This window comes from Paenibacillus xylanexedens, assembly GCF_007676705.1.
In the GTDB taxonomy this organism is placed as follows: Bacteria; Bacillota; Bacilli; order Paenibacillales; family Paenibacillaceae; genus Paenibacillus; species Paenibacillus xylanexedens_C.
Genome location: NZ_VEBF01000005.1, coordinates 75,865 through 100,908 on the forward strand (window position 1 = coordinate 75,865; position 25,044 = coordinate 100,908).

At 43.1% G+C, this 25,044-nt stretch carries 22 protein-coding genes and 1 pseudogene; 3 read left to right on the plus strand and 20 right to left on the minus strand.

Going from position 1 to position 25,044, the window contains the following annotated elements:
- The 3 genes from phnC to FS628_RS23225 form a co-directional block, all read right to left on the minus strand.
- A complete protein-coding gene (gene phnC / locus FS628_RS23215; RefSeq protein ID WP_145325352.1) occupies positions 1-768 on the minus strand; it encodes a phosphonate ABC transporter ATP-binding protein in 768 nt (255 codons plus the stop codon).
- Between the two features lie 30 nt (positions 769-798).
- The gene (locus tag FS628_RS23220; protein ID WP_260871155.1) at positions 799-1,719 is read right to left on the minus strand and encodes a phosphate/phosphite/phosphonate ABC transporter substrate-binding protein; all 921 of its coding nucleotides are present in this window, start codon (positions 1,717-1,719) and stop codon (positions 799-801) included.
- 271 nt (positions 1,720-1,990) lie between these two features.
- Entirely contained in the window at positions 1,991-2,272 is a 282-nt protein-coding gene (locus tag FS628_RS23225; RefSeq protein WP_145325353.1) for a DUF1835 domain-containing protein, read from the minus strand.
- A 93-nt stretch (positions 2,273-2,365) separates the two neighbouring features.
- Between FS628_RS23225 and FS628_RS31495 the strand changes: the two genes are divergently transcribed.
- Positions 2,366-2,524, plus strand: coding sequence for a hypothetical protein (locus FS628_RS31495; RefSeq protein ID WP_186327935.1), 159 nt, complete (start codon positions 2,366-2,368; stop codon positions 2,522-2,524).
- 307 nt (positions 2,525-2,831) lie between these two features.
- On the opposite strand, the gene FS628_RS23230 is transcribed toward FS628_RS31495, so the two are convergent.
- From FS628_RS23230 to FS628_RS23300, 15 genes are all read right to left on the minus strand, one after another.
- The gene (locus tag FS628_RS23230; protein WP_145325354.1) at positions 2,832-3,602 is read right to left on the minus strand and encodes an ABC transporter permease; all 771 of its coding nucleotides are present in this window, start codon (positions 3,600-3,602) and stop codon (positions 2,832-2,834) included.
- Positions 3,602-4,360 (minus strand): ABC transporter ATP-binding protein, encoded by a 759-nt coding sequence (locus FS628_RS23235; protein WP_145325355.1) that lies wholly within the window; start codon positions 4,358-4,360, stop codon positions 3,602-3,604. The genes FS628_RS23230 and FS628_RS23235 overlap by 1 nt, the downstream gene beginning before the upstream one ends.
- Positions 4,361-4,375: 15 nt before the next feature.
- Positions 4,376-4,726, minus strand: coding sequence for a DUF1048 domain-containing protein (locus FS628_RS23240; RefSeq protein WP_145325356.1), 351 nt, complete (start codon positions 4,724-4,726; stop codon positions 4,376-4,378).
- 12 nt (positions 4,727-4,738) lie between these two features.
- Positions 4,739-5,086: a DUF1048 domain-containing protein gene (locus FS628_RS23245; protein WP_145325357.1), complete on the minus strand. Its 348-nt coding sequence runs from the start codon at positions 5,084-5,086 to the stop codon at positions 4,739-4,741.
- Entirely contained in the window at positions 5,083-5,391 is a 309-nt protein-coding gene (locus FS628_RS23250) for a PadR family transcriptional regulator (protein WP_272907538.1), read from the minus strand. The genes FS628_RS23245 and FS628_RS23250 overlap by 4 nt, the downstream gene beginning before the upstream one ends.
- Positions 5,392-5,730: 339 nt before the next feature.
- Positions 5,731-7,557, minus strand: a complete 1,827-nt coding sequence (locus tag FS628_RS23255; protein WP_145325358.1) for an APC family permease — start codon at positions 7,555-7,557, stop codon at positions 5,731-5,733.
- A 791-nt stretch (positions 7,558-8,348) separates the two neighbouring features.
- Positions 8,349-10,634 (minus strand): preprotein translocase subunit SecA, encoded by a 2,286-nt coding sequence (locus FS628_RS23260; protein WP_145325359.1) that lies wholly within the window; start codon positions 10,632-10,634, stop codon positions 8,349-8,351.
- A 714-nt stretch (positions 10,635-11,348) separates the two neighbouring features.
- The gene (locus tag FS628_RS23265; RefSeq protein ID WP_145325360.1) at positions 11,349-11,960 is read right to left on the minus strand and encodes a GNAT family N-acetyltransferase; all 612 of its coding nucleotides are present in this window, start codon (positions 11,958-11,960) and stop codon (positions 11,349-11,351) included.
- Positions 11,961-11,987: 27 nt separating this feature from the next.
- Positions 11,988-12,845 (minus strand): DegV family protein, encoded by an 858-nt coding sequence (locus FS628_RS23270; RefSeq protein WP_222125275.1) that lies wholly within the window; start codon positions 12,843-12,845, stop codon positions 11,988-11,990.
- 459 nt (positions 12,846-13,304) lie between these two features.
- On the minus strand, positions 13,305-13,619 hold the full coding sequence (locus FS628_RS23275) for a DMT family transporter (RefSeq protein WP_145325362.1): 315 nt from the start codon (positions 13,617-13,619) through the stop codon (positions 13,305-13,307).
- The gene (locus FS628_RS23280; RefSeq protein ID WP_145325363.1) at positions 13,616-13,963 is read right to left on the minus strand and encodes a DMT family transporter; all 348 of its coding nucleotides are present in this window, start codon (positions 13,961-13,963) and stop codon (positions 13,616-13,618) included. The genes FS628_RS23275 and FS628_RS23280 overlap by 4 nt, the downstream gene beginning before the upstream one ends.
- Positions 13,964-14,035: 72 nt before the next feature.
- The gene (locus FS628_RS23285) at positions 14,036-17,215 is read right to left on the minus strand and encodes a bifunctional cytochrome P450/NADPH--P450 reductase (RefSeq protein ID WP_313958628.1); all 3,180 of its coding nucleotides are present in this window, start codon (positions 17,213-17,215) and stop codon (positions 14,036-14,038) included.
- A gap of 317 nt (positions 17,216-17,532) precedes the next feature.
- A complete protein-coding gene (locus FS628_RS23290; RefSeq protein WP_145325364.1) occupies positions 17,533-18,120 on the minus strand; it encodes a sugar O-acetyltransferase in 588 nt (195 codons plus the stop codon).
- Between the two features lie 100 nt (positions 18,121-18,220).
- Complete coding sequence (locus tag FS628_RS23295; protein ID WP_260871156.1) at positions 18,221-19,072, minus strand: ROK family protein; 852 nt, start codon at positions 19,070-19,072, stop codon at positions 18,221-18,223.
- Between the two features lie 392 nt (positions 19,073-19,464).
- Positions 19,465-20,604 carry a glycoside hydrolase family 88 protein gene (locus tag FS628_RS23300; RefSeq protein ID WP_145325366.1) on the minus strand — a complete coding sequence of 380 codons (1,140 nt, stop codon included), beginning with the start codon at positions 20,602-20,604 and terminating at the stop codon, positions 19,465-19,467.
- Positions 20,605-20,839: 235 nt separating this feature from the next.
- Here FS628_RS23300 and FS628_RS33140 point away from each other — a divergent pair.
- Both FS628_RS33140 and FS628_RS32775 read left to right on the plus strand, forming a co-directional pair.
- Positions 20,840-21,109 (plus strand): annotated as a pseudogene (locus FS628_RS33140) (cupin domain-containing protein); the annotation flags it as partial.
- A gap of 150 nt (positions 21,110-21,259) precedes the next feature.
- The gene (locus FS628_RS32775; RefSeq protein WP_260871158.1) at positions 21,260-21,712 is read left to right on the plus strand and encodes a helix-turn-helix domain-containing protein; all 453 of its coding nucleotides are present in this window, start codon (positions 21,260-21,262) and stop codon (positions 21,710-21,712) included.
- 17 nt (positions 21,713-21,729) lie between these two features.
- Here FS628_RS32775 and FS628_RS23310 read toward each other — a convergent pair whose 3' ends face one another.
- Together FS628_RS23310 and FS628_RS23315 are read right to left on the minus strand one after the other, a co-directional pair.
- Positions 21,730-23,163, minus strand: a complete 1,434-nt coding sequence (locus FS628_RS23310; RefSeq protein WP_145325368.1) for a response regulator transcription factor — start codon at positions 23,161-23,163, stop codon at positions 21,730-21,732.
- 63 nt (positions 23,164-23,226) lie between these two features.
- Positions 23,227-24,978, minus strand: coding sequence for a sensor histidine kinase (locus tag FS628_RS23315; protein WP_145325369.1), 1,752 nt, complete (start codon positions 24,976-24,978; stop codon positions 23,227-23,229).
- Positions 24,979-25,044 lie beyond the last annotated feature (66 nt).

Genomic DNA, 25,044 nt, shown 5'->3' on the forward strand with positions numbered 1-25,044 from the left:
TCAGGCTGTCTCCTTCACTTTGGGATTGGTCTGGTTGTATATGAGCCGGATCATATCTTCCGTCAGTTCATCAGGTGTCCCGTCAAATACCTTGGACCCTTTATGGATACCGATGATACGGGTTGCGTATTTCTTCGCGATATCTACCTGATGCAGATTGCACAGGCAGGCAATGCCTTCCTCTTTGCAGATCGTATACAAGTAATGCATAATCGTCTCTGAGGAAGCAGGGTCGAGACTGGCTATGGGTTCATCTGCCAATATCAAGTCCGGCTTTTGAGAAAGTGCACGTGCAATACCCACTCTCTGCTGCTGACCTCCACTGAGTTCATCTGCCCTCTTATACATCTGTTCATGTAAACCAACACGGTGAAGCATAAACTTGGCGGCTTCTGTATCTGCTTTTGAGTAAAGACCCAGTGCCCCTTTCAGCGGATTCATGTAGCCTAATCGTCCATGCAGCACGTTATTAAGAACGGACACGCGGGTGACCAGGTTATAACCCTGAAAGATCATGCCCATATGGCGGCGGAGTTCACGGAGCTTTTTACCCTTGATGCCCATAGTTTCACTGCCTTTAAATTGAATCTTTCCGTTTGTCGGCTCGATCATTCGGTTCAGGCTGCGTAGCAAGGTGCTCTTCCCGGCTCCGCTCGGTCCAATGACGACAACGAACTCTCCAGCATTAATCGTTAAGTTCAAGTTATCAAGAGCTTTTGTTCCGTCGGAATATACCTTGGACAACCCTTCCACCTGTAAAAGTGTCATTTTAATTCCTCCTCCTCTCGAGTTTGAATCCTACTTCTTCAGCAGTTCTTCAGGGGACATATCTAGTGCTTTGGCGACTTCCCGGATTGGATCAAAGTCACTGTCACTGCCTTCTACAAAACGGGCTGCGCCGACACTTTCCAGGAATTTGGGGTTTTTCGTATCGTAATCGAGCATAAGATCACGCAGCTGTGTAACCAATTCCTCTGGCAAGTCTTGACGATAAAGCAGTGGAGCCCCACCGACGATCGGATCGGATTCGGCAATCACGCGGAAATCTTCCTCTTTAATAAGTCCTGATTCTGCCATCATCGGCACCATGAGACTTGACGTCCCAATCCCATCTGCATTACCGTTTGCCAGTGCAAGCAGTGATTTGTCATGTCCACCGGAGAACGCTACACTGCCGAAAAAGGAATCCAGTTCCTTATTGGAAAGACCTAGCTCTTTCATTAATGTGGCACGTGGGTACAGATTGCCTGATGTTGATGCCGGATCGGCAAACAAAAAATCTTTTCCTTTTAGGTCCTGTACACTTTGATATGGAGAGTCCTTACGAACAAGGATGACTGTATTCGATTGTTGATCACTTTCGGAACGGACAAGCAGTTTGGCATTGGCTCTTTCCGTAGCGATGATGTAACCAAACGGCCCGATCAGTCCAACTTCAATTTTGCCTGCACGCAGGGCTTCGATAACCATGTTATAATCTTCAGCTACAAAAATTTCCGCAGGAATGCCGGTTGCTTCAGTAATGTCTGTTGCAAGCTGTTCCTGAGAACGGTTCATCTCGCCCTCTTCGCTTGGCATAATACCGATTCGGATTACTTCTGGCATTCCGCCTTCACTGGAGCTTGAACTTGCTGATGCCCCGCATCCAGACAGGATGACAAGCATAAATACAAGCGAGAGGATCAAGCTTTGATAACCTTTACGTTTACTATTTTTCACAATGTATACCCTCCTGAAATTTGGTTGCTTCCATACCGGATTCTCTGGTACACAAGTAGGATACAAGTTGAATGTAAGAAGAATGATTTGGTAAATCACCGAATTTGTAAAACATTTATCGGACTACATTTTTGTCAATTTCGGTAATCTGTACAAGTTCTTCTCCTTGGCTCGGGACACGAAACTTGTATCGATAAACAAAAAAGCCGCTAATATAGCGACTTTCAATGGGAACATGTTCTAGTTCTTCGACAATTGTCGTGTTACTAATTTAGTAGCCGCTGGCCCAAACCATGATTTCGGCCTGTTCCGGAATTTGCTCTATCTTATCTAAGAGCTCATTGTATTCTTCTTCGAACTCGGTGTAAGCGTCGAATGCTTCCGCAATATTGTTACGGAACCAATTGCTGCGTGCCATACGACCTTCCAACGAGTCCAGACCGGTGATTGGACCAATAGTGTCATTCTCCCGTAACGTTATCAACTTGTGCGTTTCCGTACAGTCAAGACTATCTGTTGCCTTTTTAATCGCTAAAATATCTTTCAATTCCATTTCATTACACCTCGTTGGCTCTCCATGACTATTTAATGAAACAGATTTAATTCGAATTCGTAGTATATAAAAAGTAATTTGGAGGTACTAACTATGAATAAGAAATCTCTCACAACGGGTGTAACTTTAGGATCGGTCTTTGGCGTTATTTTTTTCATGGCGCTTGATAGTATTCCATTGGGCATTAGTTTTGGGGTTCTTTTTGGAATTGTCTTCTATCTTGCTACTAAATCAAAGAAAGAAAACTCCTGATCTCGGTACAAGTTCTTGTCCTTGGCTCGGAACACGAAGTTATATAGAAGAAACACAAAACGGCATCCACGATTTGACACCAGCTTCAATAAAAAAAGAACAAACTACCCGAGGCAATTTGCTCTTTATTATCTTTCAAGCCACTTACTTCTATTTAAAAGGTGTAATAGAACATTCCTTCACTGAGACGTCCTTGATCCAAACGAGCAGAACTGGTAAAGCTGTCGTTTATCGCGTTTATAATGTGGATGGTGTCTTTTATCGTTATTCTGTTGGGCCCTATCTATGATTATAATGCATACAACCATTAAGCTGCATTGCCTTTGTATGCACGCACCGCAAAGATATAAGCCACGAATATAATCCCGACGCACCACGATAGAGCGGTCCATATGTCATTCCCCACTGGCTGTTCTGACAACAGGGCGCGAATAACTTCAACAATCGAGGTCACCGGCTGATTTTCAGCAAAGATCCGAACAACTTTCGGCATCGACTCGGTCGGGACAAACGCCGAGCTGATGAACGGCAGGAAGATTAGAGGATAGGAAAAAGCGCTTGCACCTTCTATCGTTTTTGCGGACAGTCCCGCAATGGCTGCGATCCAAGTCAGAGCCAGCGTAAACAGCACGAGTATACCTGCTACGGCAAACCAAGATAGCACCCCCGCCGAGGAGCGAAATCCCATAATGAGCGCTACGAGAATGATGACCACAATAGAAATAACGTTGGATACTACCGAGGTTAGCACATGCCCCCACAGCACAGTGGAACGCGCAATCGGCATGGAGTGGAACCGCTCGATGATGCCCCGTTGCTTATCCATAAACAGACGATAAGCAACGTAAGCCACCCCGCTCGCAATAGCCATGAGCAGTATGCCAGGCAACAGGTAGTTCACATAGTTTTCCGTACCGGTTTCGATTGCGCCACCAAGCACATAGACGAACAGCAGCATCATTGCAATCGGAGTGATACAGACCGTGAGGATGGTATCCATACTGCGGAAAATATGGCGCATGGAACGACCAAGCATAACGCTCATATCGCTGAAGAAATGTTTTATTGTTGTCTCCATTAAAGGGCCTCCTTTTTACCGATGATTGCGAGGAATATTTCCTCTAAAGTTGGCTGTTTTTCAACATACTCTACCTTTGGGGATGGAAATAGTTTTTTTAGTTCCGTAAGCGTGCCGCCCGCGATAATCCTGCCCTCGTGCAGAATAGATATTTGGTCGGCAAGCTGCTCGGCTTCCTCTAAATACTGTGTGGTCAAAAATACCGTCGTGCCGCTGTCTGACAGTTCCTTTACAATCTTCCATACTTCGATACGTGCCTCCGGGTCAAGCCCAGTGGTTGGCTCGTCGAGGAAAATGATCTGCGGTTTACCCACAAGGCTCAAGGCGATGTCAAGCCTACGGCGCATACCACCCGAATACGTAGATGGCTTACGATTGGCGGCGTCGGTTAAGCCGAAACGTCTTAGCAAATCGTCCACAACTTGATGCGGATGATCCAGATGCCGCAGCTTGGCAATCATGATCAGATTTTCCCGTCCGGTCAATATCTCGTCTACAGCGGCAAATTGCCCGGTCAGACTGATCACTTGCCGCACATTTTTGGGTTTTGACACAACGTCAAATCCGTTTACGGTGGCGGTGCCTCCATCTGGTTTAAGCAATGTGGTGAGGATTCTAATAATCGTCGTTTTGCCTGCGCCGTTAGAGCCAAGCAGGGCGAAAATTTCACCTTGCCTCACTTCAAAATCGACACCCTTAAGGACTTCTGTGTCCTTGAATGACTTTCGCAGACCCTTCACTTCAATTGTGTTTTCCATCCCGAAGGCCTCCCTTTACTTTGTTTTATCCGTACCCTTTTTCATGGCCTTTCTAACTTCTTGGTCAACAGATTCTTGATAAATGTCCGCATAAGTTTTGGAATCTTTAATTAGATCATCGCAAAAAGCCGCTACATCACTGCCCGTAACTTCGAGCACGCTTTTCCCCAAGACCGCGCCCTCTTCAAAAAGATCGACAATTCCCGAGAGCAACCCCGTCCCGTTAGTCAGCTCAACAGGGCCGACTTTAAAGAGATATTTTTGAATCTCTTTATAAACAATCTGATAATCTTGAGGGAGTCCTTTGACACGCGCCACATGCGCTCTCCACTCTTTTTTTCCTTCGATAATATCTCGGATTTTCAATATACTCTCCTCCTATTTACCTAATTTTTTAACAACATTATTGTTGAGTTGCTTGCGCCATTTGTCCCGATAAGATTTTGCTCCTTCTTCGCCAGCTAGTGCAGAACAGAAGCCTTTAATATCGTCACCTAAAACCTCTTGGATCCGCTGCCCATCCGCTGCGGTTTCTTCCAACAGGCCAAGCACACCGTCCAAAATTGGCATGAGGTTGCGTCCGGTAAAATCGGAGTGTGGCCAAAGATGGTCATTAATTTCTTTCCATGCGGCTTGATAATCCGCCGGCAGTTTTTTGACTCGCTCTTCAAAAGCTTTGAATTCTTTTGTCATGTCGTTTCCGGTGATTTTATCCCAAAAATTCATTGTTTTTTCTCCTTTAACTCGTTCATTTTTGATGATACGAATTCCCATTTTGCCCAGAACTTCCGCAGTTCCTCATGCCCTGCTTCATTGATGGCGAAAAACTTTCGCGGCGGTCCCATTTCGGAAGGCTTCTTGGTGGTTTCCACCAACTTGTTTTTTTCAAGCCGGATCAGGATCGTGTAAACCGTTCCCTCGACAACATCTGTGAAACCAAGGGCATTCAGTCGCCGCGTGATTTCGTAGCCGTATGTTTCTTGGCGGCTTATAATTTCAAGAACACAGCCCTCAAGCACGCCTTTGAGCATTTCCGTTAAATTTTCCAGCACAATCACCCTTTACTATTCTGTATGACTGGTATGCATTATTACTTACTACTGCTATAAAGTAACACGTAGTAGATGATAAGTCAATAGCGTTATGACTGACATGCATTGTACATTTTCAACTATCCTTCCCGCTAGCCTAATGAAGAAAAAAGTGGCAAGAACGTGTACCGATAAAATAAAAAAAGCCGCTATTTTAGCGACTTCATTGGGGCAATGTTTCTTGTCCCGCGGTATGCCCAGATCAATTTTGTTCGCTTTCTTCTACAATGACTTATAAGAACAACATCTGATACTTTTCTGTTTCAAAATGCTGCCATCCTATTTTTTCAAATGGTATGGGACTGTCGTAATAATCACATTTCTCCGGTAGAGCAGGTTAGCACGGATTAACAGGCTGGACTGATTGTGTAGAATGTTTTGCCATCCTTTTTTCGGAATAAATTGAGGTATAATAACCGTCACCTGATAATTAGATTCATTGGCCTTGCGTTGTACCGTATCAATGAATTTGGTGAGAGGGTGCAGAATACTCCGATAAGGAGAATAAAGGGTCACTAGCCGGATATCTGGTTGCCATGCTTTCCATTTCTTCTCAAAGTTCGCCTCATCTTCCCGTTCAAATGGAACATATACAGCTATAATTTGATGAGGAGACAGGGACTTGGCATAATTCAATGAATTCTCCACCACATGGGTAATACCAGCAACCGGGAGTATGACTACGTTACCCTCAATTGGGATTGCGGGCTCGCAAGACGTCAAACGAAGCTGGTCTGCGACAGCATCATAATGCTTACGAATACGGTAAAAGATCAGAATAATCAGTGGCAGAAAAATTAGCACTGACCACACTTGATTGAATTTGGTCAGGAAAAACATCATCGCTACAATAAAGCTGATTAAAGCACCTACTGTGTTTATTATAAATTTTAAAACCCAACCTTGAGGCTTTTGTCGAATCCACTTCAGCAACATACCGGTCTGGGATAATGTAAATGGGATAAATACCCCCACCGCGTAAAGTGGAATTAGTTGCTCCGTCTTTCCTTCAAAAACGATGATGAGTATAATCGAAAGAACGCCCAAGCTGATGATTCCATTCGAATAACCCAGCCGATCTCCTCTAACCGTAAACATTCGTGGGATATACTTGTCCTTCGCCAAGTTGACAGCCAGCAGAGGAAAAGCAGAATAACCGGTGTTGGCAGCCAAGATGAGAATCAAAGCTGTCGTTCCCTGAATAAAGAAATACATAAAGTTGCGTCCGAAGGTTTCCTCGGCAATCTGGGATACAACCGTAACATCCATCTTCGGACTGACTCCGTAGTAATAGGCCAACACGACAATTCCCGAGAACAACAAGGCCAACAGCGTACCCATGGCCATAAGCGTCTTGGCTGCATTGTTCGGTGCCGGGCTCTTGAAATTAGGAATAGCGTTTGAAATGGCCTCTACCCCTGTCAAGGCAGAACTCCCTGAGGAAAAAGCCCGTAACAACAAGAACAAGCTTATACCGGCGACAGGAGTACCTATCGAAGTATGGAGTTCAGGAGAAACTTGACCTGTAATAATACGGTATAAGCCCACTCCAATCAGAATAAAAAGCGCAAGGACAAACAAGTAGACTGGGTAAGCAAGCACCGAAGCAGACTCAGTGACACCTCTAAGATTTAATAAGGTGATTAACACGACAAATACAATTGCAATAAGCACATTATAAGAGTGGAGACTTGGAAAGGCGGAAGTAATCGCATCTGTACCTGCTGACACACTAACAGCTACTGTAAGAATATAATCCACGAGTAGTGAACCTCCAGCTACGAGGCCAGCATACTTACCCAAATTTTCCTTGGAAACAACATAGGCCCCCCCACCCTGGGGGTATGCATAAATAATTTGTCGATAAGAAAGAATCAATGCAATTAGCAGAACCAGTACCCCAATCGCAATCGGTATCGAGTACCAGAAAGCTGCTACACCAACAGTCATTAATACCAGCAAAATCTGCTCCGGACCATATGCTACAGAAGATAAGGCATCTGAAGAAAGAATAGCTAACGCTTTGGTCTTGTTAAGCTTCTGCTCTCCGGCTTCATGGGATTTTAATGGCCTGCCGATCAAAATTCGTTTTAATGATGAGAACATCTTTGCACCCCGTTTATTCTACAAATTGATGAATTGAATTACCCACATTTGCATTCATACCTTAAAACACAAAGGTAGCTACATTAGGATATTAGTTTGCACTTAACTTGTAAAATTCATATATCCCTACAATGGGCTATTTTAAACCGAATTTAGTTTAATAAAGCCAAATAACAGTAATATTTGAATAAAAATCTCTACTTGGCTTTCAAAATCATCATTTTTCAAAAAAACCGAAGCTCTGAGTTATGTATTCTGCTCGTCTTGAGGAATCCTCATGCAAATTTCTGTCTCCCCCGCAATACTTCGCATCGGAATTTAATTATCTCGGATCCAAAACAGTCAATCACTTCTATCGGCTGTTTGCTTGATGTTTAAGGTGAATGGTCCCGCAAGCTAAATCTTTAAATATTGTTCTGCTCGTTATTTGAACAAGATGCCTGATCAGTAATCGGACCATGTTTTTGTCCTATATTTATCTAATATTTGTTTTTTGGTTAGAGAACAATTTCCGCTCACCCGAGCTACCGTCCGTAATCTCAATGAAATCCACATTCAAAATATCCCCTGGATAGAGTTCTTGCAAAGTCATTGTGAATGATCGCAAGTCCCATGAGTAGCAGCAGTAAAATGCACACTATTTTCCTTTTAATTGCTAGCTCAACGAAAAGTGGAGTAGCTGCCAACGGCAACTACTCCTTTCATTCATTTGGATAGCGTTTATGATCGTTTACCCAGCTATTCCTTCTCTGGCCTAGATCTGTTTTTAATTAAAAATCTACTCTGTATCACTATTTTGATAGCCTGTATACTGGCCACAGTGCCAACCTCAAAATCTTGCTGCCCCAAAAAGCCAAAACGGTCGTTCCGGTCCATGAACTCCGCTTATTCTGGCTGTACTGGTCATTGATAATATAGGTCCGGGTGGAAGTAGGGCTTTTGAGACCGAGCTTTTCCCACTCCGCAGGATCATTTGAACCTCCAAGCTTTAGAAGCATATTCGTAGACTCCTTATTGATTTTAGCCGGAATTTGCTCGTAGGCCTGGGTGATTTTCGCATGGAATTCGTCGATTGGATTACGGCTGGAAATGCTCTCCAAATGGATGCTTTCGCGAAGGTAAGAAACGTATGCCAGATGTTCAGCCCAGAACTCGTCCATATAAAAAAGCCGTACCCGCTGCTCCGCAGGGCTCATTGGCAGCTCGCCTTTCAAAATTTTGAGTCGCTCAGCGTATAGAATTCGCCTCTGATCCTCCACCATATCGGAATAACTGTTCAGTTCCTGGTGGATATCGAAGTTTTGGCCCATAATAACGCGCTGAACATGCTCGATTTTACTGCGGAGCATCGACTCCTCGAGAGCCTCCTCCTGCCGAGGAGCGCGAACCACTTTGTGGATTCCGAACTGAAGCATCAACTCGTCCTCTAAGCTGACGAAAAATACGGAAGCTCCCGGGTCGCCTTGGCGGCCGGAACGTCCGCGCAGTTGATCGTCAATCCGCACGCTTTCGTTCACATATGTACCTATCACGTATAATCCTCCCAGCTTGGCGACAACTTCTGCCTTCTCCGGGTTGCCGCCGCCGAGCCGAATGTCGACGCCGCGACCTGCCATATTTGTAGACACCGTTACGGCGCCGATTTCTCCTGCTTTAGCTATGATTTTTGCTTCTATTGCGTCGTTTTTCGCATTCAGAACATGGCATTGTACATTGGCGTTCACCAGCGCCTCCGCCAGTTTGTCAGACTCCTCAACGCTAGACGTACCAATGAGAATCGGACGTCCCATCGCATGGATAGACGAAATTTCTTGTACAAGCGCCTTTAGCTTGGCTTCTTTATGAGTGTAAATTCGGTGCGGGTGATCGATCCGTATGTTTGGCTGATTCGGCGGAATTTTCACGACCTGCAGCGCATAAATATTCTCAAATTCCATTGCTGAAGCCTGCGCCGTAGCCGTCATTCCGCAAATTCCCGGATACAAACTAATGAAGTGTTGAATGGTAATCGTCCCGAGAATTTTCCCTCCTGCCTTCCACTCTAGTCCTTCTTTGGCCACAAGCGCAGCTTGCAGTCCATCCGGCAAATACCTGTTCTCTGCTACACGACCGGTATATTCATCAATTAATTCGATTTGACCATCTCTCACGATATAATTGACATCTTTTTTTAATAACGTTTCCACATGCAGCGCACAATTTATGGACGTTAAGAAATGACTATTATGGCTATCGTACAAATTGCCGCATCCGAGCAGGGACTCCACCTTCGCAGCGCCAGCCTCATTTAAATAAACGTTCCGCTGAAACTCGTCGAATTCGTAATGCTCTACTTCGTTGAGCTGCCGAGCCACTTCTGCGAAACGAAGGTCGTCGCTCTTGGAAGAGCTCGACTCGCCGCTGATGACTAGCGGCACCCGCGCTTCGTCGAGAAGCAATGAATCCGCTTCGTCGACGATGACGTAGTGGAATGGACGATGCACCGTATCAGCTTCGTTTAGGGCGATCGTGTCGCGCAAATAATCAAATCCCGCTTCTTTAGCCGTCACATAGGTTATATCGTTGGCGTACGCTTCCTGTTTCTTGAAAAGGCTCATACCAGCTTGAACTGAGTTTACACTTAACCCGAGAAAACGATAGATCGGACCCATCCACTCGGCATCTCGACTTGCCAAATAATCGTTAAACGTCAGCACATGAACGCCTTGGCCAGTCAGCGCATTTAGGTATGCAGGCATAACAGCAGAGAGTGTTTTTCCTTCGCCCGTATGCTGCTCGATCAAAAATCTCTCATGCAAAGCGATGGCAGCCATGATCTGCACATTGTAAGGCTGTAATCCGAGCGTTCTCTTCGCTACCTCGCAGACCAACGCATAGGCATCGACCAGTAACTCATCCAAAGGTGTTCCCCGCGTTGCTTCCTTTTTCAAGCGGAGAGATTCCTCTTGGAGCCGCTGATCGTCCCAAGCCTCCAAATCTCGTTTTCTGATGAGTTCCACCTTGTCTCGATATCCTTTTAACTGTAGCTGGGTATCACGGTCTTTGAACCTCCGCATCATTTTGACGACTATACTCAATGGTTTGTTCCCTCCTCGGTCATGCCTTCATGGTAATCTTTCGTCTTCTTTATCTATGACTTTTCTGCCACTGAATCAGATTTCATCCCCCCGACTTATTGCCCATCATTTTCTATTCTTGGTTCTGACTTTACATACGCACTTACCTGGGGAAAGTTTCCAAGATCTTGGATTAAATGAATTGGCAATATTCATCCGAACATTTCAAAGGGACACTACTTCTCAAAATATTTGTCATAAAAAAACAGCCGATCGAATTGCCGGCTGTAGTACGTCTTTACTAAACTATAATTTCCCGTTAGTTCAATTCCTTTCTCCTGTGTCGTTGGAAGTTCCACCTGATACTTCAAGGCCTTTTTTTAGTTTTCGAAATACTCAGAATGATAATAAACAAAATATTGGCATACATCTCCATGTTCTCCGGCATATTTTTGTAAAGTATATCTGAATTTCATTACAATTTCGGCGACGCCTGCCACATGCTTTTTGTAAGCAAAAATAAATTCTAAATTTGTTTCAATATAGCGTTAAACGTTCAAAAAGCATAAAAAAGCGCAAGCTGAGGGTTTTTTACACCGCTGTAGCTCGCACTTTGCTCGATTCATTCATAATTCTCAGCAATCTCACCTGAGTTCGACTTTTGACAAATTTTTTAATATTGCGCTGTTCTTCAATTACTGCTTATGTTGATTGAACCACCAATTATTAGGACATTCATTTTAGCTTTTTGACCATTCGATACAAAGATACAGTAGGTTTTACTATTTCAGAGGTAATTTCATAGCCCAGTTTGGCGTATAGTTTGGCAGCGAGATGATTCTCTTTTTTGACTGTAAGGGAACTTAGGTTATACCCCTGTTTGATCGCCTGCTCTTCTGCATGTTGAATGAGTTGGGAGCCTATCCCCATGCCTCTGCTTTCAGGCATAGCTGCAAGAGTTGCAATATGGTACTCTCCTTCGAATCCTTCCTTCAGTGTGAGTGTTGTGAATAAGGCTTTTGGATGCAGCAGATTGTAAGTGATCAGTCCTAGTTTTCGGTATGAAAACAGTTGTTTTGCCGTAGAGGAAGCCAATTTTTCCAGAACGGTAATGGGTAAACACGTTATCATTCCAAGCGATTGGTCACCCATTTTTGCTTCATAGGCAAATTCATGACTAAATCGATTGTTCTTAGACTTCCATAGCATTCTAAATGTCGCATCAGCAATGCTTTGCTTACTTGACCCTACAATTGAATGTGCCATATCTCCAACTGCCATTAAATTTAGTTTGGCTCCAACAAGAGAATTTGGATCGGCCTGCGAGATTGAGATGTTTGTTTTCATATTGATCAATACTCCTTTCCAGATCCCTCACAAATTCAAGTAGCTTATCGCAATGGTGTTCGGACCAGTATGTGAACCTATTACACACCCACCCTCAATAACTATCACTTCTTTAAAGTAAGCATGCTCAAGTATGCTAGTTCGAACTCTATCTGTCATTTTATCCGCAACTGTTTGAGCAATGATCAAGAGATTGGGACATATCTGATTTTTTCGAGTTGAAATTTTTTGTATGATGCTTTCCAAAGCCTTATCCATTTTGCCGCGATACTTTTGAACGGACCGTACCTCTCCATTGATGATATTTAATATTGGGCGCACCCTTAGCACATTACCAATAAGGTGCTGCATACTGTTAACGCGACCTCCTTTATGCAGATAATCGAGTCTATCTACCAATACTTCAATCTTGACCTTATCCCTCACGTGCTCTATATCTGCCAACACCTCTTCAATCGTTTGACCCATTTCAATTGCACGTGCAGCACGAAGCGCTAACATGGCATAACTTGCTGATAAATGCATGGAGTCAATGATATGAATCCGTCCATCAGGGAACTCTTTAGCTGCAATATGTGCATTTTGATTGGAAGAAGATACTTTGGATGACATGCTAATATATAGAATTTGTTTACCTGCGAGAATCTCTGCTTCAAAGATTTGATAAAAGTCTGAAGGAGATGGAGCTGCTGTTTTAGGGATGATCCCTTCTTCCTCGGAACGACGATACAGTTCTGCTGGAGTTATCTCAATATTATCTTTGTAAGTTTGAGACCCCATTATCACATAAAGGGGCACAACAGTTATATTGTATTGCTGTAGCCATTGGTTCGAAAGGTCGGCAGTGCTGTCGACTAACAATTTAATAGTATGGTCTGTTCTCATCATATTCACCCTTTCAGCCTTCTATATTCAAATTAAACAATCATCGATCTCTGCGAACTGAAATTCGGATTGGTGAGCTTCTTTTCTTTTTTATCAACCACTCTGAAAGTACAAGGTAATATCAAATGATATATTTTAATATCATTTGATATTACCTTGTATTATTATAAAACCATATTATTTTATTTGCAACTTTAATCATTTTGTCGACGAAACTTATGAGAATGTGTTCCTTAAGATATACAATATGGATCCTAAAAAGCCAAGGTAACATCATTGAGCGAATGGAAGCTGTTATCGCATGTGCATGGTTAATAGCAACTTATATTAAAGCAGTAGTATATAAGTAAGCTTTCAGAGGATTCTCGTAAAGGCATAAATAAAGATACCGAGTTAAGCAAAAGGTATCTTTTCACAATAACTTATTGCGAGGGAAACGGTTATTTATCTATAAGACATCTATGATACTAGTTTCAGCCCAACAATACTCACAATAATTCCAAAAACCATAGCTAGTTTTCTTGCATTTTTAGGTTCATTAAATACGTACATCCCTAACAAAACACTTCCTGAAGCGCCGATTCCGGTCCAAATTCCGTAGCCAATGCTAATTGGAATATCTCTCAAAGACAAGGATAGAAAGATGAAACTTAGTCCCAAAAACAGAGCGAACAGCAATGTATGCTTTAATTTGGTGAAGCCTTCTGAATATTTCAAGAAAATTACGCCGCCAATTTCAAATAAACCTGCTAAAATTAACAAAATCCAACTCATGACCTAACACCTACTTCTTTCTTTGGTTCATTAGAAACTAGTTTGAGACCGATGATGCAAGAAATTAGTGCCAGGACTAATATAATTTTGAGTACACTCACCTTGTCTCCTAAAAAGATCATTCCAGCAAGTGCAGTGCCAAAGGACCCCAGTCCTGTAAAAACAGCATAAGCTGTAGATACAGGTAGGACTTTTATAGATTTTGCGAAGAAATAGAAGCTACCAACCATTAAAATGACAGTGGGTATTACGATTTCTATTTTAGTAAATCCATCCGAAAATGATAAACCTAAAGCCCAACCTACCTCTAAAATCCCTCCAAGAATAAGAAACAACCATGCCATAAAAATTCTCCTCACTGTCATCAATTGAAAATATAGGTTACTAGTATCACTTTACGAGATCGTTACGCTGTCTTATGCTAAAACATGCCTGCTACTAGATTTGGGAGAACCGGCCCATACATCCTTAACATATCTGCCCTCTTCTTGTAACTGTCTAAGCCATTGTTCAGCTTCCTCCACACCAACATTCTCTGTTTTTTGATAAGCTTCTTTCAATATACTTTCTACAGCTGGAGCCATTCGACTACCATCACCGCACACATAAATTTTCCCTTTTTTATTCATAAGCTGCATGAGCTGTTCTTTAGACATTTGGATTAGATCTTGTACATAGATTCGTGATTGCCCCTCTCTACGGGAGAAAGCTGTATGAAGCTTCACTATTCCTTCCTCTTCAAACTGCAGCAGTTCTTCCCGGTATAGATAGTCGGACTCATTTCGGCAACCAAAAAACAGATGGGCTTCTCCAAGAGGTTTACCCTGTTCCTTCTGTGCGGACCTGGCTTGTAAAAAACCTCTGAATGGTGCAACTCCTGTACCGGGTCCAATCATAATGATTGGTAAATTTGGGTCTGTAGGAAGTTGGAATCCTGAATCCGGAGTTTCGACAAAAAGCAGTACACGCTCGCCAGGTATACATTCAGCCAAATAACACGAAGCTACACCGGCATACTCCCCTTTCCCATTCCAGGCACGATCTCTAACAACACCAACGGTGATGCTGATCTGCTCTGATTGAACATATGGAGAGCTGGATATGGAATAATACCTTGGCTTGAGTGGTGGCAGAAGCTCCAAAAATCGAGTGAAGGGCAGTTCACAGGCTTCATATTGTTCCAGCAAATCCAGCATGGAAACGCGATGCGCAAGAATATGGTCGGAGTAATGTTCATCATCTAGCATTGCTTCAAGCTCCCGCCGATGTGGCGGACACACTGTATGAACAGCTAGGTCTTTCAATTGAGCACGAGTCGCCGGTTCCTGTATTTCAATACAAGTTTGAATTAATTCGTAGACATTGATCGACCGATCTAGTGGTAAATGAGTCAGATGATGGGCCTCCGTACTTAATCGAATGGTCTCCGTACCTGTTAAACTGAACCGATTTAATACTCGTTGAATGGCCGCATTTCGGTTTTTTGGTAAAACTCCTACGTGATCTCCCTCCCTATAATGAACATTTTTAGGCAGGCTAATCTCGATATGTCTGGTGCTTCGCCCGCTATTCATGGCTTGTAGCTCACGATTGGATAGCACAGTTCCATAGGCTGCCCCATACGTTCTGATATTCGGAATTTGTGGCTCTTCATCGACAAAATGCATGTGCAGTTTGTGCGATGTTCCAGATTTAATCTCATCAATCTGTAATCCTAATGTGTCTAAAACCAGAGGCCATAGTTGACTTAGCCAGGTCGTAGTTTGTTGCTCTATATCTGAACTCGCGTCCGCTTCTCCTCGGGGCATCAATCTGTTACCTCCGATGGCCTCCAATTGGTCATCGATAAACCGAGGTACACTTTGATACGTTCCAGACCAACTTCGATCACCACAACCAAACACGGCATATCGTAGACCTTGCTCTATGTGATCACCAGTCGTTTTCAACCATTCGACGAACTCTGAAGCATTATGTGGTGCTTTGCCATTATAGGAGGCAGTTACAATAATAACCAACGCACCTTTGGGTAATGTACCTTTCCAATCATTGAGTGGTGCGACTAAGGCATGAATTCCATATCCATGAGCAGTCTGAAAAATGTGCCGTGCGATGCCTTCTGCTGTTCCCAGATTAGAGCCATACAGAACAAGTAATGATCGGTCGTCGATCTGCTCGGTAGCTGATAATGATTTGGTTTCAAGAGATCCAGACCCCAGAAAATGGGGTGTTGAATATGAAGTAGGATCATGTGGATTTGTATCCATATTCGTATGTGTTTTCTGAAGGCGAGGCTTAATCTTCATCTGGAAATGGTCTGGCTTGATAGTCAACGTTTGTTTCACTTGTAGTTGATAGTTGCTGAAATCAATCAGTTCAAAATGTTTAATGATCATTCCTACGACCATCGTTGCTTCATATAGAGCAAATTGCATTCCAATGCAAGCGCGTTCCCCATTCCCAAAAGGTCTATAAGCATGGTTCGGTACTTGAGCCGGGTCCTCGAACCGCTCTGGTCGGAATAACTCTGCATCCTCCCCCCAGGCTGTAGGATCACGATGAAGCAAAGTGAGAAGAATACTCAGATTTTGCCCTTTAGGGATATGAAACCCTTCTCCGATCACAGTATCTTCTTTTGCGTAAACTTCAAATCCGGGTGCGGTTGGCCACAGGCGTAAGGATTCATTAAGTATCATGCGAATATACTTAAGTTGGTTCACTTCCTCATATGAAGGTGTTGAATTTTTGATAACCTCATCGACCTCTAACTGGGCTTTCTTCAGAACCTCTGGGTGTTTAAGCAGAAGATACATAGTAAAGGACAGTAGACCACTTGTAGTCTCATGACCCGCAATCAAGAACGTTATGATCTGATGGCGAATGTTCTCCGTATCAAGTTGTTCTCCACTTTCGGGATCCCTACCCTCCAGCATACGTGCAAGTAAATCCGTCATACCAGGCTGGAAATTAGCCTTTCGATCAGTAATGATCTGATCTACCAACGTAAACATCGCCTGAACATCGTCTTCAAATCGTTTTTTTGTGTTAAACATCAACATATTCTGAATTTTCAGGCGGGAACTTCTATGCATCGCTTCATCTAATGCTCTAACCATGCTTTGGACAAAGGGATCATGATCTTTTCTGTAAAAACTGTTAAAGCGATAATTGAATCCACATAGGCCTATCGTATCCAGAGTCAACCTAGTCATGTCATCCGCAACATCAACAGGCTCTAGAGGGTTAAGTCGCACCCATTTTAGGATGAGCTGTTGCGCGATATCAATCATCATTGAGTGATATCCCTTCATGGATCTTTTTCCAAATGTTGGAAGTAATATATTATGTGCTTTTCTCCAGTTTGGCTCATGAGTCCAACTTGTAAACAACCCGTCACCGCCAAAGGCTCGAGCATTCTCTAACTCACTAAATACATATTTATCAAATCGGGTGACATCACATACTTCGGTGACCAGCTCAGGACCGGAGACAATTAGTGTTGAGAATCCAGGTGCGGTAAAACGAAAGATGGGACCGTATTTCTTTGCCAATGCGCCAATGGAGATTGAAGGGTTGCTGGCATCAATTAGAGGCATGTTTCCTAATGGACCATAAGTTGGGGGCTGGGGAATAGAAATGTTTTCCTTTATCTTAATCACAGTCCTTTCTTTCAAATTACAAAAAAAGTGGAATGAATAACAATTAAATGATAGTATTATCTATCATTAAATAACATTATAAACCATACTTTTTTTATTTACAACTTTAAATATTAAATCCACAAATTTTAAGTGAGACCATTAGTTAAATCACCTTACATTAGAACCTTACATTAGAAGATTGAAGCCCTGTTACTCCTTATAAATATGTGGATTACAAATTTCTATAAAAAAAAGCCGCTAAAATAGCGACTTTACACAAGGTTATGCTTTTGTTCCTTAATCTCATCAATTTGTTTAATTACTCTCGCTGGGTTGCCGCCAACCACCACGTTGTCTGGAACGTCCTTAGTCACAACTGCTCCGGAAGCAACTACGACATTATTACCAATCGTCACACCTGGATTGATAATAGCTCGGCCGCCAACCCATACATTATTTCCAATCTTTACTGGCTTACCAAATTCCGGTCCTTTATTTCTTTCTGTTGGATCCAATGGATGAGTAGCTGTGTATACATGAACCCCCGGCCCAAATAGGCAATTGTTCCCTATTACTACTTCACATACATCTAATATTGTGCAATCAAAGTTGGTATAAAAGTGGTCTCCCACATGAATATTATAACCGTAGTCAAAACGAATATTGGGTTCCATACCTAGGTTTTCCCCTGTGGAACCGAGTAATTTCTTGAGTATTTCTACTCTCATTTCATCATCCGTTTCAGTGGTCTGATTATACATGCGCGTCATACGTCTGGCGTATGCGCGATCACGTGTAAGTTCAGGATCCCAAGCCATATACAATTCTCCATCAAGCATCTTTTGTTTTTCTGTTTTCATAGTCGTTTTTATCCTTCCTTATCTTAAAATTTAACTTATAGTGGTTTGGCTGCTTTTCGAGCGATATTTGGATTATTTGTGTAGGATGTCAAATTACACTTCACCTCCTCTTCTCTACTAGCTGCAGTGAATAAGAGAGGCTTTCCAATGTCATTTTAATTAATCCACACATGTAATCCTCTTCTGGATTCTCAAGTACTATCAAACGGGGCATATGTAACTCGGGAATATATTTCAGACATTCATTCCGGATCAGCTCCACATCTCCCGGCTTCAATAAATCACCTGTCAAAGCAACCGTTTCAGGGTTCATCACAGCGATTAGGCTCGAGACGCCCCGGGCTGCAAGCGGATGGAATGTGTCTCGATTATGGAGCTTTCTAAACTGTTCCTCATGTGACATTTCCAAGGGTAGAAAGGCAATTTCTCCAGCAAAACGAGAATTTCCCCTGTGAATGTGCCCATCAATCATGATCCCTGCCCCAGGTAGAGAGCCTTCAATAAATGTTGTAACGACTAGAGAGCTTCTCTCATTGTATCCCTGTCTCTGATAAAGTCCATAAACCGTTAGGTTCATGTCGTTATCCAGAATAACCTCAACTTCATGCTTCTCCTGAATGGGAGCTACTAAATTGACATTGATCAGATTAGGGATGTCACAGGTATTAATCACCCCTTGATGTACTGCACCTGGAACACCAATTCCTATGGCCTGTATACGGGGATATTTCAATATAAGTCTATCAACCAAATCATATATCTTTTCTTCATTCATCTGTTCTACTTGCTGAGAGCCTTCTTCCAATGACTCCCCAGACAAATTAACGACGCTGTACGTTAGAGAATGAAGCGTTACTCCAGCTCTGATAATAATGCAGGCAATATTAGCAAAGTCCACATTATACCTGTAAATTTGCGCAGGTCGGCCTCCGTTCGATTCTTCTAATTCCAACTGAATGAGTTCACCCGTGCTAAGGAGTTCATGGAGTATATTCCGACATGTGGCTATGCTCAAACCGGTTGCCTCTGCGACCATGGACTTGGTTCCCTGTCTCATATCTTTCAGTGTTTCTCGTACCAGTTCCTGGTTCATCTTTTTGACACGCATTGTATTGTTAATAATATGATCTACCATTTTTCACCACCTCCAATCATATTTGATAACACTTACGTTAAGTATTAACATAATGCACAAACGTTATTTTGTCCACAGCTTTGTGTTTAATCGATCAATGTGGCAATGGTTTATGCTTCTAATTAATTTATTATGTTTTTAATTTATTTCCTTAAAAGAAAAACTTCTCAACTTGGCTTGGATTGAGAAGTTTCTTGACCTGATCTCTATTACCAAATTAGAAAATCGCTGTTCTTCAGCCGTAGTACTGCTTCAATGAGAAAATAATCTCCATAGATGATCGGCACAGCATAATCCCCTCCTCGCCCATGATATGAGCCAGTACCATTATCAACAATCGAATCAATCTCGGGGTCCCAGTTGCAAAAACGCTGGTCGGTTGCTTTGAGAATATTAAGAGCCCCGTTTACATACAGAGCACGCTCGTTTACGCCGACATGTTTGGCAATCTCAAGTAACCCGCAGGCAGCACACATTCCAGCGGTCGTATCCCAACAGACTGGTTCTTCCGGTGCTCGAAAATCGACTTTCGGTACATAATCTGAACTACTCACATTTGCCAGGAAGTAATGAGCAACCTGTTTAGCCGCATCAAGATAACGAGAGTCACCACTATAATGGTAACTTAGAGCAAATCCATAGATTGCCCAAGACTGGCCACGTGACCATGAGGAATCGCTAGCATACCCTTGTCCTTCTGGAGCTTCGACGAAATCACCGTTCTTAGGATCCAGTACTACGATATGATGACAGGACCCATCTGGACGCAATGCTTTGTTGAAGGTCGTATCTGCGTGATCCTTTGCAATATAGGAGAACCGCGGGTCTTCGCTGACTTCGCTCGCCCAATAGAGCAGAGGTATATTCATCATACAGTCAATTATGATCCAGCCCGTACAGTTATCGTTCCAAGCACGAATGAACTTACCACGTGGATTATATCGTCCAGCAAGCAAATTTGCTGCATGCAATCCGCGCGTCTTGGAACGGGTGTTGCCAGTCAGACGATAGTTTGCCACGGCAGAATGCAACCACATGAAGCCCACATCATGATGCAGTCCTTCATACCCATCAAAGGCTGTGTCAAGCCGGAGTTCGACGCCCTCGGCAGCCGTTTTATACTTTTCTTCGCCAGTAGCATGGTACATCTGCCATAACATGCCCGGCCAGAAACCGTTGGTCCACCAGTAGATATCGGTCTCACCTTTATCTTCCTTATACTGCCCTCCTTCAGGAATGTATGGGATCTTCACACCAATACGATCAACCTCTGCGGACATCTTCGTTTGCAATTTTGCCCAAATCTCATTCACCCACGTTTGATTGTCTTTGCTCAATTTGTAGTCCATTGTTGTTCTCCCTTCTTTTTTTCAAATGTTCCAGGTTTAACTTTGTGTATGCGTTTGCATGAACGGAGAGGTATGTCTTCGTTCCAATATATTTACTCCCTTCATTCTATAAAAATCACGTGCAAATAGTGTCTGTTGGTAGTACAATAATATCAATTTGTTGTACATTTTAATTGGAGATTCTAATCTTTTAATACAACTAACTAATATTCTTTGTATAATGGAGGCATGACTAATGCAAAAATTGCTTGAACATATTCCATTAGATGGCATACCATTGATTGCCTCCTGCCATACCCGTACAGAGCAGCACTTTAAGGGGTTCTACCACTGGCACCAATGTTGTGAAATACTGATCGTTCACGAGGGAGAAGGCACCGTGACTGTTGGACCCCAAGCGTTCACCATACGCCCAGGTGCGCTCTTTTTCTTTCAACCGTTTCAACTGCATAAGGTGTTTGCAAGTCCCTCGACTGATAAACCTTACGTTCGCTCAATCATTCATTTAAATCAAGCTGTATGTATGTCTTTTCTCGACAAGTTTCCCAATCATGCTCGTTTCTTCAACCATCTTTGCTACGGAGCCTCGGTTCAACCCTGCAGGTATATATGTTTGGATGAGACAAGCATCTCCGCTTCCCTCCGACTCCACTTCATGAACGGTGGGCAATCAGGCGTTTCACAGCAGGAAAACCATATTATCTTTTTATTGCAGATGCTCTCCTTGCTTCAAACATATGAACCCCAAGACAGCCTGATATCTTCCGGTTACCGCCAGCCTCAATATGCCGAGCAAATCATGCAATGGATTGAGCGGAATTTCTCGCAAAGCTTCGAGCTATCCCGACTTGCCGAAGAACTACATATCTCGAAGTCTTATGCTTCACGAATGTTCAAAAAAGAAACCGGTAGTACAATTACTGAATACCTGCTAGCTCGAAGAATTAAGCAAGCCTGTCATCTTCTAGAAACTACAAGTCAGCCGATCGACGTGATTGCTTCTGCGCTTGGCTTCAACACGGCTGCCTATTTTATCGCCCAATTCAAACAGATATACCGAACAACGCCGCTCCAGTACCGAAAACACAAGCTCAGCCCTGATGGCTGAGCTTGTGTTTGTTAATGCTACTCACAATGAGTTCTACGATATTCCTTTGGTGTAACACCGAACGTTTTTTTAAATAGCGAGCTAAAATAGGAAGTATTCGGAATACCTACCGCTTCTCCAATCTGGGTGATCTTATCCGAGCTGGTTAGCAACAGCTCTCTTGCTTTTTCCATTCGATAACTGGCAAGGTAATCGTTAAAGTATAAGCTTGTGGAATGGCGAAACAGATTGCCCAGATAATTCGGACTTAAGTAAACCCTCTCTGCCAGCGAACGCAGGTTAATATCTTGATGATATTCTTGCGCAACGATATTCATCACCAACTGCACAATAGTCGTTTCAGGTAGTTGGCGCTTCTCTTCTGCTCTTTCGGTCCATTCCAGAATCCAATGGCTAAGGGCTGGCTTTATCTTATGGAAACGGTTCTGATTCTGTAGGGAAATCCTTAGCTCCCACAGCGACGTTTTCATCTCTTGGAAATCTGCGAAGTCTTGTGCTACTCGCGTCACAATCCACATTAAGAATTCTTCTATATAAGCCGGATCAACTCCCGAATACTGTCTCAAATAGTGCATGATGCGTTGGGCTGTTAACTCAAGCTTGGTTCTTTCGGAACAAATGATTGCTGATCGGATCGCATCTGCCAACTTAACCGCTTCCTGTTTGAGTTCAGTATTGTGTGTCATCCATTGCCCACGTCGTCTGACAATATGTCCATAATCAAGCTCTTTAAGCTCCCAGTAGGTACCGATATGGCTGGACAGTACCGCCTCGTTATAGCTTCGACATATTTCCTCAGGTTGATCGACACGACTACCAGCATAACAGGATTCAAAGTCAGCAAAGTCCGGACGACCACCGAATGGATCTTTCTCACTGCGGGGATACCGGGCGATGCCTACATGGACACCTTCATGATATTCCAGTAGCCACAGGTCGTGAAAACTGCAAATATGCTGCTGTTGTTTGCCGAGCGAGAAAACTTGGAAGGTGTAATCCCTTAGTTGCTCACAGCGTTCCTTGTTCCCTCCAAGCACATCGAGAAACTGCTGTTTGGCGTTCTCCCGTTGGTGATTTTCATTGCTTTCCGCTGTAATCTGTTCCAGCAGCAGACGAAGCTCGGGTTCATCAATCGGTTTTAGTAAGTAGTCATCTACTCTTGATTTGAACGCTTGTTGAGCGTAGGAAAAATCACTGTATGCTGACAATAGAATAATTCTGACCTTTTTATTGATCCCCCGTATTTTTTCAACCAGCTCAATACCGCTCATAACGGGCATCTTGATATCTGTCAGTACAATATCTGGATTCACGGCTTGGTACAATTCGTATCCTTCCTGGCCGTTCGCCGCAGTTCCGACAATCTCAATGCCGTAATCCCCGCTCCAGTCTATGAAGTCAATCATGCCTTCACGGCCAATTCGTTCATCGTCGACTATAATCATCTTCATTGCGATGGATTCCTCCTTGGATGAATAAGACCCATATCCCAATCTGAATAAAGCAGAAAATGGCTACGTAATCCTATCTTTTGGTAACTTAATTGTCGTCACCGATCCTGATTGAATCACACTTTGGAAATCGAATACCGCTTCGTCACCATAGTAGGTGTGGAGGGTTCTTTTAATGGAACGTAAAGAAAAACCGTTATCACTATCGAAGCTCATTCCGCTGTTAATATGCCGAACAACCTCCTCCTCTGCGCCAATACCGTCATCAATTATTCGGATCACTAAGTAGTCTTGCTCCTCCCGGATCAGCAAAAGTACTTTCCCTTTCTCTTGGGGTAGAACACCGTGCTCCACTGCATTTTCGACAATTGGTTGCAACATATTGCGGATTATCCGATAACCACCGATAGGGGCTTCAACTCGCATCTCGTATTCCATCTGGTCAACGAAACGAGAACGCTGGATTTCCAGGTAATGTCCAATCATTTCAATCTCTTTTTCCAATAACGTGTAGGTCTCACCCTTACCAAGAGCGAGACGGTAATAACGGGCAAATAATTTGGATATGCGTTCCGTTTCCTGTGCTTTTTCCCTGCGAGCCGTCCAAGAGATAAGAGCTAATGTGTTGTATAAAAAATGTTGTCGAATCTGCGATTGAAACGCATCCATCTCGGCTTCACGTTTCTGCTGTTCAGTCTCACGTATTGTTGTAATCTGTTCTTCAATTTTGCCCATCATCTTATTGAAACGGTTTGCCAATAGGCCGAATTCATCCAATCTTTCAATCATAATCTGAGGTGTCGCTTTGTTCTCACTGTAACCACTCATTACGCTAACAAGCTGTTTGAGGGGCCGTAGTAAGTAATCTGTCAGGAATAATATCATAAGTGCAAGGATCAAGATAGGGATGAGTAGGATAAAAAAGCTGATACGCAAATACTCTGCCAAATCGATTTGAAAATTTTCCTTAGGAATAATCGACAACAGCAACCAGTCTGTATCCATAAGCCTGGCGGATTGAGTCATTATTGGATCCCCATTCGATTTTTGGATCACTATATTATCCACCTCAGGCACACTTGCGACAAATCCGCTACCAACAACAGAACGACTTGTCATCAGCTGATTTGTATACAAGGCTTCGCCAGCAGGATCTACTACAAACATCTGTACGCTGTCTGCTGTGGGCACCAGATCAGCAATTGACTGGAACATAACGTCCGGGTCGATAATAACATCGACCCACCCGCGGATTCCCGACGTCTTGCCGCTTGCACTAAGCGGCAGCCGGTAATATAGATCTATCACACCGTTTGCATCGGCCGAGTTCCAGCCGACGGTTGAACGAGGGGCAGCGGTCACTTTATCAAATAAAATAGGATCTAAATTTGGTTTACTCGAATAGGAGCTTCGAGAGATAGAGAACGTATTATCTTCCAGGTGCACTTGAATCTCGCGAATATAACCAGTCTGCGTAATAATATTGCGAAAGGTACGCATACAATCGAACTGGAAATCAATATTGGCACTGTCATATTGAAAGAAACGCACCGCATACTTACGCATGTATTGCTGAAAATCCTCACTCGTCAACAACAAATTTGCTGCAGACATGACGCTCTTCATCGAATTTTCAATATTCCCCTTATTTTGAGAGACATACTTACCAACCAGCATCTCCCCTTGCTCTTCTACCAGATCTGCTGAATTGCTAAACAAATACGTATTGGAAAACGTGAATTGTACAAGCATTACAAGTGAGCATAGGCATACAAATTTCCAACGCAGCTTCATTTTCGTCCATATTGCTTTCACACGGATCCCCTTTCGACTTACATGAATATTCAAAATCAAAAAAATATCTAATCCTTAAGTCCTTTG

Excerpts from the sequence above, each read along its gene's own strand:
- FS628_RS23285 (WP_313958628.1), bottom strand. The coding sequence starts at position 17,215 with ATGCCTCTAATTGATGCCAGCAACCCTTCAATCTCCATTGGCGCATTG.
- FS628_RS23245 (WP_145325357.1), bottom strand. The coding sequence starts at position 5,086 with ATGAATTTTTGGGATAAAATCACCGGAAACGACATGACAAAAGAATTC.
- FS628_RS23235 (WP_145325355.1), bottom strand. The coding sequence starts at position 4,360 with ATGGAAAACACAATTGAAGTGAAGGGTCTGCGAAAGTCATTCAAGGAC.
- phnC (WP_145325352.1), bottom strand. The coding sequence starts at position 768 with ATGACACTTTTACAGGTGGAAGGGTTGTCCAAGGTATATTCCGACGGA.
- FS628_RS32775 (WP_260871158.1), top strand. The coding sequence starts at position 21,260 with ATGAACGGTGGGCAATCAGGCGTTTCACAGCAGGAAAACCATATTATC.
- FS628_RS23270 (WP_222125275.1), bottom strand. The coding sequence starts at position 12,845 with ATGAGAACAGACCATACTATTAAATTGTTAGTCGACAGCACTGCCGAC.
- FS628_RS23265 (WP_145325360.1), bottom strand. The coding sequence starts at position 11,960 with ATGAAAACAAACATCTCAATCTCGCAGGCCGATCCAAATTCTCTTGTT.
- FS628_RS23255 (WP_145325358.1), bottom strand. The coding sequence starts at position 7,557 with ATGTTCTCATCATTAAAACGAATTTTGATCGGCAGGCCATTAAAATCC.
- FS628_RS23230 (WP_145325354.1), bottom strand. The coding sequence starts at position 3,602 with ATGGAGACAACAATAAAACATTTCTTCAGCGATATGAGCGTTATGCTT.
- FS628_RS23290 (WP_145325364.1), bottom strand. The coding sequence starts at position 18,120 with ATGAAAACAGAAAAACAAAAGATGCTTGATGGAGAATTGTATATGGCT.
- FS628_RS23275 (WP_145325362.1), bottom strand. The coding sequence starts at position 13,619 with ATGAGTTGGATTTTGTTAATTTTAGCAGGTTTATTTGAAATTGGCGGC.
- FS628_RS23310 (WP_145325368.1), bottom strand. The coding sequence starts at position 23,163 with ATGAAGATGATTATAGTCGACGATGAACGAATTGGCCGTGAAGGCATG.
- FS628_RS23225 (WP_145325353.1), bottom strand. The coding sequence starts at position 2,272 with ATGGAATTGAAAGATATTTTAGCGATTAAAAAGGCAACAGATAGTCTT.
- FS628_RS23250 (WP_272907538.1), bottom strand. The coding sequence starts at position 5,391 with ATGCTCAAAGGCGTGCTTGAGGGCTGTGTTCTTGAAATTATAAGCCGC.
- FS628_RS31495 (WP_186327935.1), top strand. The coding sequence starts at position 2,366 with ATGAATAAGAAATCTCTCACAACGGGTGTAACTTTAGGATCGGTCTTT.
- FS628_RS23300 (WP_145325366.1), bottom strand. The coding sequence starts at position 20,604 with ATGGACTACAAATTGAGCAAAGACAATCAAACGTGGGTGAATGAGATT.
- FS628_RS23280 (WP_145325363.1), bottom strand. The coding sequence starts at position 13,963 with ATGGCATGGTTGTTTCTTATTCTTGGAGGGATTTTAGAGGTAGGTTGG.